15 protein-coding genes are annotated in these 15,913 nt (G+C 41.6%); 5 read left to right on the forward strand and 10 right to left on the reverse strand.

What is annotated here, in order from left to right:
- Nucleotides 1-5 precede the first annotated feature (5 nt).
- Nucleotides 6-1,538 (forward strand): MFS transporter, encoded by a 1,533-nt coding sequence (locus AR383_RS11355; protein WP_055733247.1) that lies wholly within the window; start codon nt 6-8, stop codon nt 1,536-1,538.
- A 410-nt stretch (nt 1,539-1,948) separates the two neighbouring features.
- Here the strand turns inward: AR383_RS11355 and AR383_RS11360 are convergent, their stop codons facing one another.
- On the reverse strand, nt 1,949-2,569 hold the full coding sequence (locus tag AR383_RS11360; protein WP_055733248.1) for an AbiV family abortive infection protein: 621 nt from the start codon (nt 2,567-2,569) through the stop codon (nt 1,949-1,951).
- Between the two features lie 147 nt (nt 2,570-2,716).
- Between AR383_RS11360 and AR383_RS11365 the strand changes: the two genes are divergently transcribed.
- From AR383_RS11365 to AR383_RS22455, 3 genes are all read left to right on the forward strand, one after another.
- On the forward strand, nt 2,717-3,748 hold the full coding sequence (locus AR383_RS11365; RefSeq protein ID WP_055733249.1) for a hypothetical protein: 1,032 nt from the start codon (nt 2,717-2,719) through the stop codon (nt 3,746-3,748).
- A gap of 1 nt (nt 3,749) precedes the next feature.
- A complete protein-coding gene (locus tag AR383_RS11370) occupies nt 3,750-4,214 on the forward strand; it encodes a hypothetical protein (protein ID WP_055733250.1) in 465 nt (154 codons plus the stop codon).
- Between the two features lie 536 nt (nt 4,215-4,750).
- A complete protein-coding gene (locus tag AR383_RS22455) occupies nt 4,751-4,879 on the forward strand; it encodes a hypothetical protein (protein ID WP_257720921.1) in 129 nt (42 codons plus the stop codon).
- Nucleotides 4,880-5,261: 382 nt separating this feature from the next.
- On the opposite strand, the gene AR383_RS11375 is transcribed toward AR383_RS22455, so the two are convergent.
- Nucleotides 5,262-6,524, reverse strand: coding sequence for a Y-family DNA polymerase (locus AR383_RS11375; RefSeq protein WP_055733251.1), 1,263 nt, complete (start codon nt 6,522-6,524; stop codon nt 5,262-5,264).
- Nucleotides 6,524-6,931 (reverse strand): LexA family protein, encoded by a 408-nt coding sequence (locus tag AR383_RS11380; protein ID WP_055733252.1) that lies wholly within the window; start codon nt 6,929-6,931, stop codon nt 6,524-6,526. Before AR383_RS11380 ends, AR383_RS11375 begins: the two co-directional genes overlap by 1 nt.
- 253 nt (nt 6,932-7,184) lie before the next feature.
- Here AR383_RS11380 and AR383_RS11385 point away from each other — a divergent pair, with 253 nt between their 5' ends.
- Entirely contained in the window at nt 7,185-7,922 is a 738-nt protein-coding gene (locus tag AR383_RS11385; RefSeq protein WP_055733253.1) for a DNA/RNA non-specific endonuclease, read from the forward strand.
- Nucleotides 7,923-8,146: 224 nt separating this feature from the next.
- Here the strand turns inward: AR383_RS11385 and AR383_RS11390 are convergent, their stop codons facing one another.
- From AR383_RS11390 to AR383_RS11420, 7 genes are all read right to left on the reverse strand, one after another.
- The gene (locus tag AR383_RS11390) at nt 8,147-9,427 is read right to left on the reverse strand and encodes an HNH endonuclease (protein WP_055733254.1); all 1,281 of its coding nucleotides are present in this window, start codon (nt 9,425-9,427) and stop codon (nt 8,147-8,149) included.
- Nucleotides 9,428-10,060: 633 nt separating this feature from the next.
- Nucleotides 10,061-10,366 carry a hypothetical protein gene (locus AR383_RS11395; protein WP_055733255.1) on the reverse strand — a complete coding sequence of 102 codons (306 nt, stop codon included), beginning with the start codon at nt 10,364-10,366 and terminating at the stop codon, nt 10,061-10,063.
- A 553-nt stretch (nt 10,367-10,919) separates the two neighbouring features.
- Nucleotides 10,920-11,228, reverse strand: coding sequence for a hypothetical protein (locus AR383_RS11400; RefSeq protein WP_055733256.1), 309 nt, complete (start codon nt 11,226-11,228; stop codon nt 10,920-10,922).
- 50 nt (nt 11,229-11,278) lie between these two features.
- Nucleotides 11,279-11,593, reverse strand: coding sequence for a cyclic-phosphate processing receiver domain-containing protein (locus AR383_RS11405; RefSeq protein ID WP_055733257.1), 315 nt, complete (start codon nt 11,591-11,593; stop codon nt 11,279-11,281).
- 416 nt (nt 11,594-12,009) lie between these two features.
- The gene (trpS, locus tag AR383_RS11410) at nt 12,010-13,032 is read right to left on the reverse strand and encodes a tryptophan--tRNA ligase (protein ID WP_055733258.1); all 1,023 of its coding nucleotides are present in this window, start codon (nt 13,030-13,032) and stop codon (nt 12,010-12,012) included.
- Between the two features lie 839 nt (nt 13,033-13,871).
- A complete protein-coding gene (locus AR383_RS11415; protein ID WP_232304729.1) occupies nt 13,872-14,882 on the reverse strand; it encodes an Ldh family oxidoreductase in 1,011 nt (336 codons plus the stop codon).
- Between the two features lie 13 nt (nt 14,883-14,895).
- Entirely contained in the window at nt 14,896-15,912 is a 1,017-nt protein-coding gene (locus tag AR383_RS11420) for a zinc-binding alcohol dehydrogenase family protein (RefSeq protein WP_055733260.1), read from the reverse strand.
- Nucleotide 15,913 lies beyond the last annotated feature (1 nt).

Genomic DNA, 15,913 nt, shown 5'->3' on the forward strand with positions numbered 1-15,913 from the left:
TTTTCATGCCATACATCTATCGTTACGCCTTAATTGTATCCATTGGCGGTTTCCTATTTGGGTTTGATTCGGCGTTAATTTCAGGTTTAGTACCTTCAATTACTCAGGCTTTCAACCTCAATCAACTGCAGCTAGGTTTTGTTATCAGCGCACCAGCACTTGGCGCGGCACTCGCTTTGTGTTTTGTTGGAAAAATCGCCACCTATCGGGGGCGCAAAGGTGCCTTGGTATTGGTATCTAGGCTTTACTGTTTAGCCTTGATGATGGCGCTATTATCGCCGAACTATACCTTGCTGGTATTAGCTAGGTTATTATGTGGAGTCGCTTTCTGCTCCCTTTCGCTTTCGTCTATGTATTTAGGGGAAGTATCTCCCTCAGCAATCCGTGGGAAGCTGGTTTCAATCAATCAATTAAGCTTGGTGGTGGGATTGTGTTTAGCGTATATCGTCAACTTTGCACTGATTAATACACTCAGCCACTATTTATTAGCACAACACCTCTGGCGAGGAATGCTAGCACTAGAGTTGATTCCAGCTCTTAGCTGGTTCATTTTGCTACGCAAAATCCCGGAGTCACCACGGTGGTTACTTAGTCAAGGGCTAGAGAATCAAGCAAAATTGTCTCTGCGCCAAGTGTTACCTAATACGGAATTCCTCAACACCTGGTCAAGCCTCAAAAGCAACAAAGAGACTAGCCCGACTTCCGCTATAAAAGCTCTTGGTAATCTGTTCAGTTGGAAGATGAGAAGGCTATTCATCATTGGTTTTTTCTTAGCGTTTATGCAAGCCGCAACCGGTATGAATGCAATTCTCGTCTATGCTCCTAGCGTTTTCTCTCAACTAGGTTTTACTGAAAATGCAGCACTCTTACAATCGGCATATATTGGCATAACCACCTTAATTTTCACTCTTTTTTCACTGTATTTAGTTGATCGTGTAGGGCGTCGCCCCTTATTGCTATGGGGTTTAGCATTTGCGGTGCTAAGCCATTTAACCAGCTGGTATGCTATTAGTACTGCTCCTCAACGCTTAAGCCATGAGTTTTTGGAAAGTTTAGAACAGCTCTTTGACCTATCACTTCCCCTCGTTGTCGACAGTGTGTATTCCTCTAAGTCTGCCTTAGAAATAGCACTAGCCGAGTATTTGTCAGGCCCACAACTAGCGCTAATTAGTCAACAGCAATGGCATTTAGCCCAGGAGCTTAATGCCAATTTGGTACTAGCTGGTTTGCTAGGCTTTATCGCCGCATACTCTCTTTCACTTGGCCCAATTATGTGGATTGTTTTCTCTGAAGTGTTTCCAAGCAGCATTCGTAGTATTGCAACGCCTTTTTTCGCCTTACTTGCCAGCTTGGGAAGCTATCTAAGCCAACTGCTGCTCCCTTGGCAACTTGCTGAATTGGGAGCCGCCAACACCTTCTTCATTTATGCAGCGAATGGATTTGTGGCTCTAATATTTATCGCCATAGTCTTACCAGAAACTAAAAATCAAGGCTTAGAAGACATCAGTAGGCTACTGGTAGCAAACGGTGATGCCTAACTCCTACAACAACTCTAAAATTGTAATAATGGTGGCCAACTAAAAATAATCAGCCACGGCTCGAGCTGCTGCTTCTTTAAGTTGAAGAGCTCTACGACTGGTATTTTATTTCAAACGAAAAAGTGATTTTTCTATCAGAAGATTCTTGAAGAAGAAACTAATAACAACTAATACATTGTGTCACAACGCGGATTCGCTACGACAGAATCGCTTGGTGATCACAACACACGGACTTGGCCTCGAAACTCAGTTTTGGACAGAAATAAGTTAGATCACTAACACTAGCGCAACCAATTGAGATTACGAAAAGTATGTCATACATCGAAACTACGTTAAGGACAGTTTTGGAGTAATGTATTATGTAGTAAGAAAGTCAAAACTGGCCGCAAACTCAATATCCATCGTTTGTATCACCCTGCTACATCATAGAAAATCTCATCGGCTCGTCGGTCAAGCTCATTAGTGTGATTTGTTAGACCTCTCAACCTGTCATCCCAAGTTTCAATAGCCAACAAGATGATTTCTCGTGATGTTGCCTTGTCGATTACACTAGAAGGAGTTACAAACTGTTCATTAACTGAATCAGTGTACAAAGATGCTTCTCTTAGCTCGACTAACCCACCAGCTTCCGCCATATCCAATAAGGCTCTAACTCGATCCTTACCAATAGCTTTAGGCAATCGAGAACCAATGGCGATAACTTCTTGAAGAGCAATGACGTGCTTTGCTCGATGATTGTAGAGCTTATCTTGTCGTTGCTTCTTTACCTCCTCTGGCTCTCCCATACTGCGAAACATTGCAACTTCAAGCTTGGCGATTTCCTCAATGGCAGATATCGCCAGAAAGACGGGCACATGGTAAATGCCTGACTTGTAGAGTTGATATGCACTTTCAAAGAGTGAAAGCACATGGTCACAGCCACTATTGAACTCTTCTATTACATTAGCTTTGTTGAAGATGTTTCGACCTTTGCCGATTGCCTCACCAACAACTATTGCCTTTCTAATTGCTATAGCTTTGTCTATGTCCACCAGCACACCCAGCCCATTATTGATAGTTTTCTAAGTATGAATTACATTACTATTCTCTGGCCCAATTCATATTCAAGGTTAGAGAAATGTATACTATAAACTATTATGCAACATGTTATTAAGAAGTAATATCAAAAGGGACAGTTAATGAAGCTACGCTATTTCGGCTATCACTTGCGTAAGTTTGACACTCAAAAGACGTTTCTATTCAACATCAAGTCAATCGTTGACGCATTCATTAGCTCTAACAATATGGAGCTAAAGAGCAGCTTTAAGCGTGGTGATGACAAACTATATTTGACCCACATTGCGGGACAAAAGAACGTCTATTACTTCGTCCGTACCAGTGACGATGATCTAATCAAACGTATCAACGAGCAAAACCTAACGGTCAGTGACATCACAGATAAGCTATCTGCTAATGAAAAGGTCGCTTATGTATCGTATGTGTATTTGAATGACACAGACAACATCATGGCATGTGCAAGTAGCACTAGCTGTCCTCGATTTGATGATTTTGCGGATTACATCAACGAGTTGTTTAACAAGGTCGGTCTTAAAAACTATGACTTCTTCATTGATGCTCTGACATCAAACAGTAACAAAGCCGATTTGATGAATATGGAAATGGTCAACAGTGTGTATGTCGATGTTGCAGCAGATAAAAGCCTTGGGAAGTTGATAGCTAAAGAACTGACGGGCAACCCAAATGCTTCACTAGGAAACTTCCGTATTACGATTGAGCCAACAGGATCGAATCTAAAGCAAACATTTGTTAATATGCTGGCCCGCTTAGCACCTACAGGTAAAGCAAAAAACACTCAAGGTGTCATTCGAATCGGTGCTAAAGCGAAGCACAACGAGCTAAAAGGACAGTTGAATGACTATTGGTTGGATAATGAGAACAACCTAACAGACAACCTAAACCCTAAAGCTAAGACGAAGTTACCAGATCAGATCACGGCAAAGCACGATGAGAACTCGTATCTGGACAACCTGTATAAAGCATACGTTAAGAACAAGAACCTGAAATCTGAAGCGGATACATTACTGGCGACGTATGCAGACAAGACACAGTTTGCAAAGAAAGCCAAAAATCAAGTAACTCAAGCTGATGCTGAACCAGCAAATGACGAACCGACAACTTTAGTACCACTAAACTCTGAAGCGACTAGCTAAAATGACCAGAACTGAGATTGCAAAACTAAAGAAAGTTATATGGTTCACGCCTCTACTTGGTGTGATCTTTGGCTTTGCATATCTTGGCCTCAAAGCTCATTTTGATTGGGCTTTTGGCTTCACTGAAGTCCGTACACTATCAACAATAGTTGCAGGGTTCAGCTTCACGATGCAGGGTTTCCTAGCTGCTATCGCTGCATTTCTCTTTTCATTGCAGAAGTACCGATTCTTCAAGAGATGGGTGGAAGATGGTAACTCTGAAGTTTTCTTTACTCTCTTTAAAGTTGCATTCGTTTGTCTGTTCATCACCTTTGGGTTCAGCTTATTCGTGTTCACATCTCAAGGGCAAGGCTTTGCATTCAAAGCAATGATGATGTCTGTAACCAACAACATCATCCAGCTTTGCATAATAACCATTATCATCATGGACAAGGTGTTTAAAGCTCGTGAGAGTGACGTCACCTAATTCAACTCTATAATTAGAGTCGTGGAAGTGGGGGCAAGTCTTGCCTCTTGCCATTCATTACTTTTTGTATATCAAACCTAGCAAAGTATCCGAAATAGTGATTCGAGCCTAGGCTCACTTTGGGGCAGTTTTGATTTCATTACGCAACGTGCGTTTCATAAGTTGCGTAATAACAGTGAAAGACGCTTTGAGGCAGAGGTGATTTACGAAACAACTTGTTTCGCAATTGTGCAAGAGGCGGTTGCATAATTGAAGTTTGGCATGCCAGCTATCAGTCAGTCTTATGGCAAAGAAAACCCCAGTTATACATTTGTGAATAAATTCATGTCAGTCGAGTTTGAGCTGATACTCCGTTGGACACTGTTCATTATTACTGCGTCACTTACATAAAAGCGTCGGCGGCGCTACATGTACTCTTATTCGACATATGCATATTTCAGTTTTAACTAAAATTTGAAATGCGGCACGTTTTATAACTTATTGTTATTCTATTATTTTGGTATCCAAACCACACAAAACCGTAGTAGGAGATATCAATGGGCATAAAACCTGGGCCAAAGAGAAAAAATGAAGACGGAACACCCGATAAACGACAGCGTGTCCGTCCAGAAACAAAGAAAAAACACCCAAAACTAAAAGAGCATAACCACGAGAAAGGTGATTAAACTCTATGATAAAGCAGCCTACTTAAGCTGCTTTATCAATAGCTCCCACAGCCTAAGCAAATAATATTTGACGACTGTACTACCTCAATATTCTGAATAAGCCAGCCAACTTGTTTTTCTAGCACACCTTCTTAAAAATGTTCAACCATATGATTATTATGAAAATATCACATGCGCCTTCAACAAAATCGAGCAAAAGATCAGAAAATGAGACTTGTTAGATTGTCTAAGTGCATGGATGCCCACGCATAAGGAAAAGTAGGAAAAATACCAGAGTTGTGAATTGAGGCGTAAGCCTGTTGAAACACGTTTTGGGGCACAAACGTGCTAGTACGCCTTAAGCGACAAACACAGGACAAAATTTCGTCCCGTATCATTACCTTTATTTGCAGCTAATAAGTGGAATATGTCGCCAATCCGTCGTGTATTGAGGCGTGAGCATATCCCTTCGCATATGCCACTTGGGGCTGATACCTTGTGAGCCTAGAAACATTGTGCCACTGCCGTAGCGTTGATTTAATGCATCAACAGCTTTCATTAGTTCTGGTCGGCCCGGCTTTGCCGTAAACATATCCAGTTGTTGATACTGTTCATCAATTAAATCTATAAGGCCCACGCCGACTTTGTAGTATTTGATACCTGGAATAAATAGTTGGGGTATTGCTTGTGAGACCAGCTGACTAATCACAATGGTATCGTTAGTTGCACAAGCGGGCCGCAGCAACTGCTTAAAGCCTCGACTGATACCATCATCAAACGGCGAGTTATGTGCAAATATTAAAATCGCACCGACTACGCTACCTTGCTCTCTTGCTTTTAAACATGCACAGCTCACATGCAGTGAAAATGCTTGCATCAACGAGTGTAGCTCCAGTATTCGTTGGCCAGTGCTTCTCGTTGAGAAAATTTGCTGCTTATTCGCTCGCGCTTCATCCCATGATTTTGCGGATACACCGTTAAGTTCGAGTATCGTTCTCTCCATCTCCACGCTGAAATGCTGCTTAGCAAGCTTCGGTGGCATATTCGCCAACTTGTATCCGGTTGTTATTCCCATGTCTTTGAGACGTATGCTTAACTTTCGGCCCACTCCCCACACATCGGACACACACATTTGAGATAAAATACGGTCTCTTTGTTCATTATGCTCAATCACACAAACCCCATTGAAACCAGGTAAACGTTTAGCAGCATGATTGGCGACCTTACACAGCGTCAGCGTTTTTCCAAACCCCACACAAACGGGTAAACGCACTTCTTTCCAAACAGTTCGACGGATTTGCTTTCCCAGAACCTCAAGCGGGGGCAGAGCCTCACAGGCATTTGATACATCTATGAAGGTTTCATCAATACTGTATACATGTTGTCTTGGAGCAAATGCGCCAATGATTTGCATCATATGCATCGATAAATCTGCATATAGCTCATAGTTTGACGAGCATACAATGACACCTTTTTTTTCGCACAATGATTTAATCTGGAAAAAAGGTTTAAAGCGCTCGATACCAATAGCTTTAGCCAAACGATTTACAGCAACCACACAACCGTCGTTGTTGCTCAGTACTATGATTGGTTTGTTGCGCCAATCAGGGCGAAACACCGCTTCCGCTGAACAATAAAAACTATTGGCATCAACAAGCGCAAACATTAAAGCAGTTTCAGCAAACGAGACGGCCGGTGACAGCGTATAGAGCGGATAACGACGCCTTCTACAGTAAACCTATCACAACTACTGACAGCTACTGGGCCATAGTGTTCATTGGCTGATAGGAGCATACGTCTTGATTTATCGATAATCTTACACACAAACTCGCCGTTGATATTTGCGACAATGACATCACCACTCTCTACATGGACGTGACGGTCAACAATCAATACATCCCCATCGTGTATACCGCTACCCAACATTGAGTCTCCGGACGCTAGACCGATAAATGTGGCTGATGGATGCTCAATAAGTAAGTCATCTAAACTCAGTGGGAGTTGCGAATATTCAGTCGCGGGGGATTCAAAACCTGTAAGGCCAGCACTCGCTAGAATAGGGATTACTTTCATTAAAGTCTTACACTGTATTTATATACAGCAATTATAGATACATTGGGCAAAAAGAGAAACTAGTAATTGCCGTAAAAAAGAGTCACTTGAATCAGTCTCCGCATAGACGTCAGATGATTGGATGATGTCTGTTCGCGTTTTTACTAAGCCTACCTTTCAGGCATGCAATTACTCTTAAGTGAGTAATTATCAACTTACAACCATATTGATAGTTATGTTAGATTTGGACTAAAGCCTAACTAAAGGATTTATAATGAAAGCATGGATAGCAATTCCGTTATTAGCCTCGGGGTACCTGAACGCTTCTGAATTTCGTACACCAAATTGCCCAATTGGCTGCCCAAGTCTTGATATTGAGGGGAATATAGTCATTTTCGAACGGCTATACACACTCTCCCAAAATAAGAAAACGAAGTTTGCTGATTGGGTGGCTTATGAAGTCGATGTGCTTAACTTTGGCACAACAACTAACAGAACGTGGAAAAACAATCCTTTACTTGATGAAAATGAACGACTGGAAAAAGATGACTACAGTGGAGCGTCAAGTAAACTCGATATTGACCGTGGACACCAAGCTCCACTAGCAAGTTTTGTGGGAAGTCGCTACTGGCCTACCCTTAACTATTTATCCAATATTACGCCTCAAGCTAAAGGTTTAAACCAGGGCCCATGGAAAAACCTAGAAGAAGCGGTTAGAGATGCTGTTGGGTTTCGTGAAAACCTATATGTTATTACGGGAACACTTTACCTAAATGAAATGGAAGACTTACCAAAAGCCGATGAAGCTCATGCCATACCATCTGATTACTACAAAATTATATATGATGATAAAGGCAACTCTGCCGCGTTCCTAATGAACCAGCAATCAACCAGGGATACAGACTACTGCACGACAAAGAAAACAATCTCTGAATTAAGGGCTATCGTGCCATATACCATTCCTGAAGGCTTAGCTGACAGCAATGTAATTTTTGCACGACTAGGTTGCTGAATGTAATTCAAATATCTAGGGGGAAACTTGCTCAACCGACCTCCGAATAAGATGCTCTAGCTCATCTTTGGACATTTCCGAGTTAAAGCCTTAACTCTAACTCGTCAGTTTCGGATAAATATTTCTATGGGTTAACGCTTTGCTCAGCCGCCGCCGGAATGGAGCTGCTTTGTGCTAGCGTAGCGTACAGCACAAAGCGAGCGGAGTGTAGGCGCAACAATTTGTTATGCCTTTTCTGCTTCCACTAGTCGAATAGTTTCGTTGATTGACACTTCATTGATGCTATTTAAACAGTCAAATCGCCAGCCACTTACTAAACTGTAGTGTTTAAAGGTATTCCAGAACTTTTGGTAATCTTCATCGTTTGAAAAGTCAACATTATCCTTTTTACTAAAAGGAATTATGTATACATAAACAACGCTACCAAGCCTAAACTCTGAAACAACGTGCGGTATATCGGAGTCATCTATTTTGCGAACGTAGTTGGTAATTTGAGGTACTTTAGAAAACCCACTATGAACAATATTTACAGCGACATTAGGTAAGCATAACTCTTTCTGATCATCGGTTTTCATCCACGTTATAGTTTGCTTAAGATCCGCTACATGCTCTTCATCAATTGTAGACAGTGTAATTTTACACAGCGCCTTGTAAAGTTTTGCTGGAGTGAACCTTTTTGTAGAATCCAAATGAACTTTTATTTCCTTGTCGCTTACCGTCTCTATATTTTGGGATGCGACAATTGGCATATTGTTTACAACTTGCATGTGCCCATTTTTGTATTTTATTTTGGGAGTTCCGCTTTTCCCCTTTACACCAAGGAATACCCGATATATGTCTAAATGTTCGATCAGTGATGGTTCGATATTATTTCCAAAGAATTCATTGCAATCGTCACATTCGTCACCAAGAATTATATTTTTGTTTCCAAGAGCCTCAGGGATCGCATGAGCCACCTTTCTGAAGGTGGCACCTTCATTCAAAGTTTTATTGCAAAACCTACAGCAACGACTTTCTTTTTTTGCATTTCCTATAATTGTTCTTCTGTCATTCCTAGGGAGATTCAAGTTGTACTTTGATGTTAAATCCCCCGAAAATTCATCCAAAACACGCATTTTTGCTTCAAAATTTGACTGTAGTTCTTCTGTATTGCCAAACTCATTTAGAGTAGAAATGTATGTTTCTAGCTTTAACTTTTCCGACGTGTCAGTCGGTATAGACGGAAGCACTAAAAAATATTCATTGGTTGATAGATTTTCTATTTTGCTCTTCAGCCTGTTTAAAATCGGATGAGAGCTTGCATACTTGACGACAAAGTCAGAGACTTTTTGCTTTAAATCTTCTGTCAATTTCTGCTCTGAAGAAACTTTTAAGGTGTTGTCTTTAATATCGCCAAAGCATGCCAACAGCTCTAAATATACAGTACCAGTTTCTTCGTTAGCTGGCTGAAGGTTGATACCAAAGCCATCACCTTCTGTCATAAAGCAAATATTGTAACTTTCCATACTAGATTTCCGTAATCAATTTGCCACCGCACTGTAGGCATAACATCTTAGTATTGATGTCCTGTGCGGTTTGCTGGGAATCAATCGATGTTGGACTTGGCAACTGCCACATCCGGATTATTTGGTATTAATCATGCTATAGGAATTTGCTTTTTTACGGTAGGGGGTTCTTTAACCGATTGAAGACTAATTGCTTGAATTATTTTATGCTTTATCGCCCTACGACTTGCACTGTCCCAGTAATAGTGGACACGCTTAATCATTACTAAAATTTGGTCAACTGGATTGCTTAAATTGGAAAGGCTCTGACATCCGTACCTCCGAATGGGGCATAAGTAATTTATGAAACAAGCTGTTTCACATTTTTGCAAGAACCTCTTGCAAAATTAGGGACGAGAATTTGTCCAACAGGCTGTTGGACATTTGTTGAATCAGACTACTTTCTAATTGTGCAACAGCTTGCTGCACAATTGACGTAGATGGAAATTGTACTGAAAAAGCGATAAAACCGTGGCCAGTTTTACTTGACCACTACATAGGTTATTACAGCCAAATCAGGCCTTACCAATTTTCGCACTCATGTAAGTATCAGAATCGCGTTTAGCTAATCATTAAATCTCGACCGAGTTCATATTAGGCATAGTTAAAATGATGCTTCATAAAAAAATCCAGATAGCATCCTCTTTCTAACGTTCTTTCTTCGATCTGCTTCCACAACACGGGTAAATAGGTCTTAAGAACTTCAGCAGCCGATTGATAGTATTCATCCACACAGTCCCCATCAGCTGCTTTTAGCCAATCAGAAGGAGTTAAAAGGGTCAATCCTTGGTGGTAGTATTCAGGAATAGCTTTACGAATTGATTCTTCAGTGCCGCTGGCGACATAAATTGTAACGCCTTCACCCGTCGCGTAATAATGGCTAACTCCTACATAAAACATATTAACTCCTGACATCCTATTGCTTAATGAAAGTAACTTCACTGATAATAAAAATTCTTAAACTCCAACACATTTCTGAAAACGCCCTAACTAGCATAATAAGTCATTAACCATAATGTAAGGTTCGTTCTGAAACATTTTTGAGGCATAAGCATTGCCAGCAATGTCTGGATGTTCAGGTAGATTTGAACTCGACAGGTTACAAGCATATACTGCTGATGCTTGCTATGAGAAACGTGGCTTCGGCTCCACTCGTAGACAGATTAATCCAAATAACCCTGTTCTCTTCCGCTCATAGAGTATTGACCACAGGTAGCAGAACAAGAGCCACTAACAGTGGCTCTTGTCGTATCTAAGTGTTAGAAAAGTTGAGGTATCCCCCTTCAACATTGCCACTTTCATATGTGGGGCGTAACACATTTGGGGGCAGAATTTTCTTAGACTAATCACTTAAGTTAGGAAAGTACGGATTGTCTATAAACAGGTGTCGGGAAGCACCTTTTGTTAAATGCGTCCTCTGAGAAATTCAATTGAGGCCAAGCTTACTTTATTATTATGATTTAAAAGACACCTTAGACTTATCAATACCAAAACTTTCATCTGGAAGCTCTTGGCTTTTGTCAAACATGACAATACTTCTGCGATGCTCCTTTAACGCGGAAAGAGCAATTTTAAAACAGCCTTCACATAAATCTAGGTGATAGCAGCTACCATCTTCTTTAGAACCGTATCCCCATTGAGCATTGAGTTTTCCTGCTTCTTCAATTTTATGGCCATTGACGTCTACCATTAGGCTTTCACCACAAACGTCGCAGACACTATCTATCATAGTCTCAACATATTGTTTCCCATATATTTTCATATAGATACTCTTGGTTAGTATTATTAGTTAACGTTAGCAATACTTTGAACTTAAGCCAACGGTGACTTGTTATGTCTTTGAACAATATGATTGATGTTTTTAATACCTAGCTCCATCTTTTGACGCGCCGATGAGTTTGCAGAGTGCACTTTCATTTTGGGTGGGACAAATTGATTAAGCAATGCCTGCTCTTCTATCCAAAGCACAACATCATATCCAGTGCCGTGGTCATCATTTCCGAGATCATGGTCTAAGCTAATTTCTGTTACTTCACCTGTTTTCAGCAATTCTATGGCTTCCTCCGGCCAATATACTCTTACCCACCCTTCAGGTGTCTCTCGTTCATCATCTAGGTAAACTTTCATGTCTTTACTCCATGTTCACACCCGACAGAGCATGTCGTAGCATGGTGAATTTTAATAGCCTGATATACTTTTACCAATCCACAAAAATCAGGAAAAATTAAAAGTTATGCAACGTACGACGCCTCCCCAACACAAATTAAAACATGACTACCTTTAAAATATACCTCGCTAGTATGATATCGAATGCGTTACGCAACTTGCGTAACGCAACTTGCGTAACGCAACTTGCGTAACGCAACTTGCGTAACGCAGCTTGCGCAATTGCTATTTCCTTTAATTTTCAATTTCTTAAAGTAAAGTTTGCGCACATCACAAGCTGAATTGTGCTGCTGTATATAACAGCTAAATCACGAAAACGTCGCCGTCAACGAAGTAGAGAAAACCAACCTTTACATCGTTACTCATTACGTCTGTGGCTAGAAAATATTTAGGCCAAATATGTCTTTGATATCAAAGAGCACTTTATCTGTCTTTTCTCGTGAAACTTGACTTCCTGCCTTCAAAATGTCGATTAGTTGTGCCTTATCATTTAAGTACACGGCTCTTTTTTGTCGAATAGGCCGGAGCATTTCTTGTAAGCATTCTTCTAGGATTCTCTTCGTCACGCCGTCACCTAGTCCTCCTCGTTGATAGTGTTGCTTTAATTGTTGGACATAGCTTTCATCAGAATGAAAAGCATCTAAATAAGTAAACACCACATTCCCTTCTATCTTGCCGGGGTCTTCAATTCTTACATGGTGAGGGTCGGTATACATAGACTTGACCGCTGCGGTGATTTCCTTTTCACTCGCTCCTAGATTAATAGTGTTCCCCATCGATTTAGACATCTTATTTTTTCCATCGGTGCTGGGTAAGCGTGGCGCTTTGCTTAACAATGGCTGACATTCATTGAGAACATTGCGCCCGGCTAATGCGTTTATCTTCCGCACGATTTCATTGGTTTGTTCAAGCATTGGTAATTGGTCGTCACCAACGGGGACTAATGTTGCGTTAAACCCAGTGATATCCGCGGCCTGAGAGATGGGATACGTTAAGAAACCTGCGGGGATGGAGCGCTCAAATCCTTTATTCTGAATTTCACTTTTAACTGTAGGATTACGCTCTAATCGACTAATAGTAACTAGGTTACTGTAATACATAGTGAGTTCGGCAAGCGCTGGTAATTGTGACTGAAGGCATATAGTCGTTGCTGATGGGTCTATCCCTACAGCGAGGTAATCCGCCACCACATTTAGAATATTCGATGACACTTTTTGAGGGTGAAGGGCATTGTCTGTCAGGCCTTGCATATCAGCAACAAGAATGGTTTGTTCATGGTGAGCTTGTAAAGCGACACGCTGCTTTAAAGAACCAACGTAATGGCCTAGGTGTAATGGGCCAGTCGCTCTATCACCGGTTAAAATAACCTCTGATTTATCCGTTTTATGTTGTGTATTCATCGGTATATCTCCTCGTCAAATAAATTGGCCACTGGAGATACAAAAGAGATGACATTCTTAGCTACCTACCAGCAGCATAAGAATGTAAGAATTCTGTGCCGCTCTAATGAGAGCGCCACCAAAGAATAGATAATGTAGGCATTGGAATATTATTCATGACAGGAATCTAACAATAATCAAGTTAGGAGACAAGCGTTTGAGCGCTCCCTTAGCATCTATGTAGGCAACTCGTTGGCTTTACTCTAAGTTTAAGCGTCAAATTGCTTCTTCGGTTATAAACTAGCTACCAATGATAAAAGTACTGTGTTTTTAATGTTATCGAGAACAAACATTAGATGATGAAATTTCCTGGCAACTCGACCTGAATTTTGTCCGTTTGTAATTACAGTGCGGGTTACAGAGCGACATGTGTAGTGAATTACTGGATTCAGCCTGTCAAAATGGCGAGTCTTTGAGCACTTTGAAGGCCCGTATGAGAGACCCAATAATTTTTACCCTTTTCCGGCGTAGTGTTTTCACCTAGGCCGTAAAACACAGCACCAATTACTGAATTATTCCAATGTCCCCTCAAGTAAATTCCCGCGTAATTTACACACATATAGAAATGATTCATCAGACAAATTGTCTACTGACTGTGTAAGCGAGGAGTGCTTATCTGATGTATTTAGGTGCCTGTTTGGTAAGGTCTGAAAACTTTATATAAACGCTACCCTTCAAAAGAGACCGTTAAAGCAGTTTTTCGAATACACTTAACTTTGAGTTCCGCACAAAAAAAAAGCGGACTATAAAGTCCGCAAACAAATCAAAAGTTCAAAGGAGAGGTCTAATGAATAAATGAACTAACTCACTAAATATTGATAAACACCTTCTGCTACTGGAATGCCGTTCTGCTGACATTGGATCTTGTATTCCACTTGCAGATCATTTGGTGCTAACACTTTGTCTACACCAGGAGCTGGAGGCACCTGATGAAGCTCATTAACTAATTGAGCCATAACGGTTGCAAACAGTGGATTGCCCAACTTTTCAGGGTTAATCACTATCACTAAACTCGCCAGTTTTCTCATCTTGTCGTAATCACCATACATCTTAACGATGTGATTACTATAGTTTGCTCCCATCAACACCCCAGTAAGAGCATCAATCGCTAGTGAGATGCCTGAACCTTTATGGCCACCAAACGGTAGTAAGGTCGTTGCCTTGTGCGGGTCTGTAGTATCATTCCCGTGCTCGTCCAAGGCTAGTCCAGAGGCAATAGTTTGATTAGTTTCTCTTGCATGAAGTAACTTACCGTAAGCGGTCGCACTAGTTGCCATATCCACAATCATTGGAGAGCCACCTTCAACTGGAAAGCCAAACGCAATAGGATTGGTTCCTAAAAACTTGGTTGCTCCACCATAAGGGGCAACACAAGTATCAGTTTGAGTCATTGATATGCCAATCATCCCGGCGTCAGTGGCTTGCTCCATGAAATAAGATAGTGCACCACAATGAGAACCATTCTTCACACTAACAAAACCTAACCCACTGTCTTTGGCCATTTCGATAGCATGACGAGTAGCCGCAATCATAGCACTGTGGCCCATGCCGTCATCTGAATCTAACACCGCAACTGATGAAGACACCTGCTCGATGCTGAACTCAGCATCAGGTTTAAGCCCTCCAGCCTGCAGTCGAGTACAATAGTGCTCTACCCGCATTACCCCATGCGAATGCACCCCTGTCATGTCCGCATGAACCAATACATCCACGACTTCTTTGGCTGACGCTACGTTTAAACCAGCAACAACCAGCTTTTCCAGTGCAAGTTGCTTTAATTCCTTCTCAAATACATACTGTGTGGTCATCATCTTTTCCTACGATCTAAAAATTCACTACGCCTTTAATTAGCTCTTTGTTTTCCACCACTTGCTCGCGGTATTGCTCACCAAAGCTGGCGAAGTCGTAGTCTTTGTTTTTCATAATGGATTCGCTTATAGCGCCCTTCTCCATCAACTCAATTACTCTTTCAAAGTCCTGGCGGGTAGCATTGCGACTACTTAACAACGTGGTCTCTTTTTTGTGGAAAGTTGGATCGTCTAACACTAGATCACCAATATACAAACCAATGAAAACAATCTTTCCACCATGGCGAATTAACTCAACACTGCGGCTCATTGAAGCCTTATTACCGGTGGCATCCATCAGCGTGCATGGCAATTCTCCGCCAAAAGCTGCACGCAATTGTTGTTCATAGTCAGCAGCAACAGGATCTAACGCGGGCACACCCAAGACCTTGGCTACATGCTGGCGGCGCTCTTCACTGACATCTGCCACAACCACCCTGGCACCTTCAGCCTTCGCAATAGCAGCTGCAGCTAAACCTATAGGTCCAGAGCCAATCTGCAACACATTTTCACCCGCTTTAACTTGAGCGCGACGCACGGCATGGGCACTAATCGCAAAACACTCAACCAAGGCACCTTGACTATCACTGACGCCCTCAGGCAAAGCCACTAAGTTGTCTTTTTTCACCGCCAAATATTCAGTAAAACCGCCATCTTGATGAACTCCGTACAAGGAGACATTTTCACAACAGTTGGTCTTACCATCTTTACAAGCCGCACATTGACCGCAAGGAATACATGGAATAACCGAGGCACGTTGACCAATTTTTACATCCGCAGCCTGCGCTCCTGCATCTACCACCGTTCCGCAAATCTCATGCCCTAGAACACGCGGGTAGCTAAAAAATGGTTGGCGACCCGCGTAGGCATGTATGTCCGTGCCACAAATGCCCACCGCATTAACTTTAAGCAACACCTCATCATTGCCAAACTTGGGTAGCTCCCTCTCCACGTATTCGATAGAGAATGGTTCGTTACAGATTAGGGTTTTCATT

The organism is Agarivorans gilvus, assembly GCF_001420915.1.
GTDB classification, from domain to species: Bacteria; Pseudomonadota; Gammaproteobacteria; order Enterobacterales; family Celerinatantimonadaceae; genus Agarivorans; species Agarivorans gilvus.

What these genes read in the sequence shown, in the direction of transcription:
- AR383_RS11355 (WP_055733247.1), top strand. Translation starts at nt 6, where the DNA reads ATGCCATACATCTATCGTTACGCCTTAATTGTATCCATTGGCGGTTTC.
- AR383_RS11365 (WP_055733249.1), top strand. Translation starts at nt 2,717, where the DNA reads ATGAAGCTACGCTATTTCGGCTATCACTTGCGTAAGTTTGACACTCAA.
- AR383_RS11370 (WP_055733250.1), top strand. Translation starts at nt 3,750, where the DNA reads ATGACCAGAACTGAGATTGCAAAACTAAAGAAAGTTATATGGTTCACG.
- AR383_RS22455 (WP_257720921.1), top strand. Translation starts at nt 4,751, where the DNA reads ATGGGCATAAAACCTGGGCCAAAGAGAAAAAATGAAGACGGAACACCC.
- AR383_RS11375 (WP_055733251.1), bottom strand. Translation starts at nt 6,524, where the DNA reads ATGTTTGCGCTTGTTGATGCCAATAGTTTTTATTGTTCAGCGGAAGCG.
- AR383_RS11380 (WP_055733252.1), bottom strand. Translation starts at nt 6,931, where the DNA reads ATGAAAGTAATCCCTATTCTAGCGAGTGCTGGCCTTACAGGTTTTGAA.
- AR383_RS11385 (WP_055733253.1), top strand. Translation starts at nt 7,185, where the DNA reads ATGAAAGCATGGATAGCAATTCCGTTATTAGCCTCGGGGTACCTGAAC.
- AR383_RS11390 (WP_055733254.1), bottom strand. Translation starts at nt 9,427, where the DNA reads ATGGAAAGTTACAATATTTGCTTTATGACAGAAGGTGATGGCTTTGGT.
- AR383_RS11395 (WP_055733255.1), bottom strand. Translation starts at nt 10,366, where the DNA reads ATGTTTTATGTAGGAGTTAGCCATTATTACGCGACGGGTGAAGGCGTT.
- AR383_RS11400 (WP_055733256.1), bottom strand. Translation starts at nt 11,228, where the DNA reads ATGAAAATATATGGGAAACAATATGTTGAGACTATGATAGATAGTGTC.
- AR383_RS11405 (WP_055733257.1), bottom strand. Translation starts at nt 11,593, where the DNA reads ATGAAAGTTTACCTAGATGATGAACGAGAGACACCTGAAGGGTGGGTA.
- trpS (WP_055733258.1), bottom strand. Translation starts at nt 13,032, where the DNA reads ATGAATACACAACATAAAACGGATAAATCAGAGGTTATTTTAACCGGT.
- AR383_RS11415 (WP_232304729.1), bottom strand. Translation starts at nt 14,882, where the DNA reads ATGATGACCACACAGTATGTATTTGAGAAGGAATTAAAGCAACTTGCA.
- AR383_RS11420 (WP_055733260.1), bottom strand. Translation starts at nt 15,912, where the DNA reads ATGAAAACCCTAATCTGTAACGAACCATTCTCTATCGAATACGTGGAG.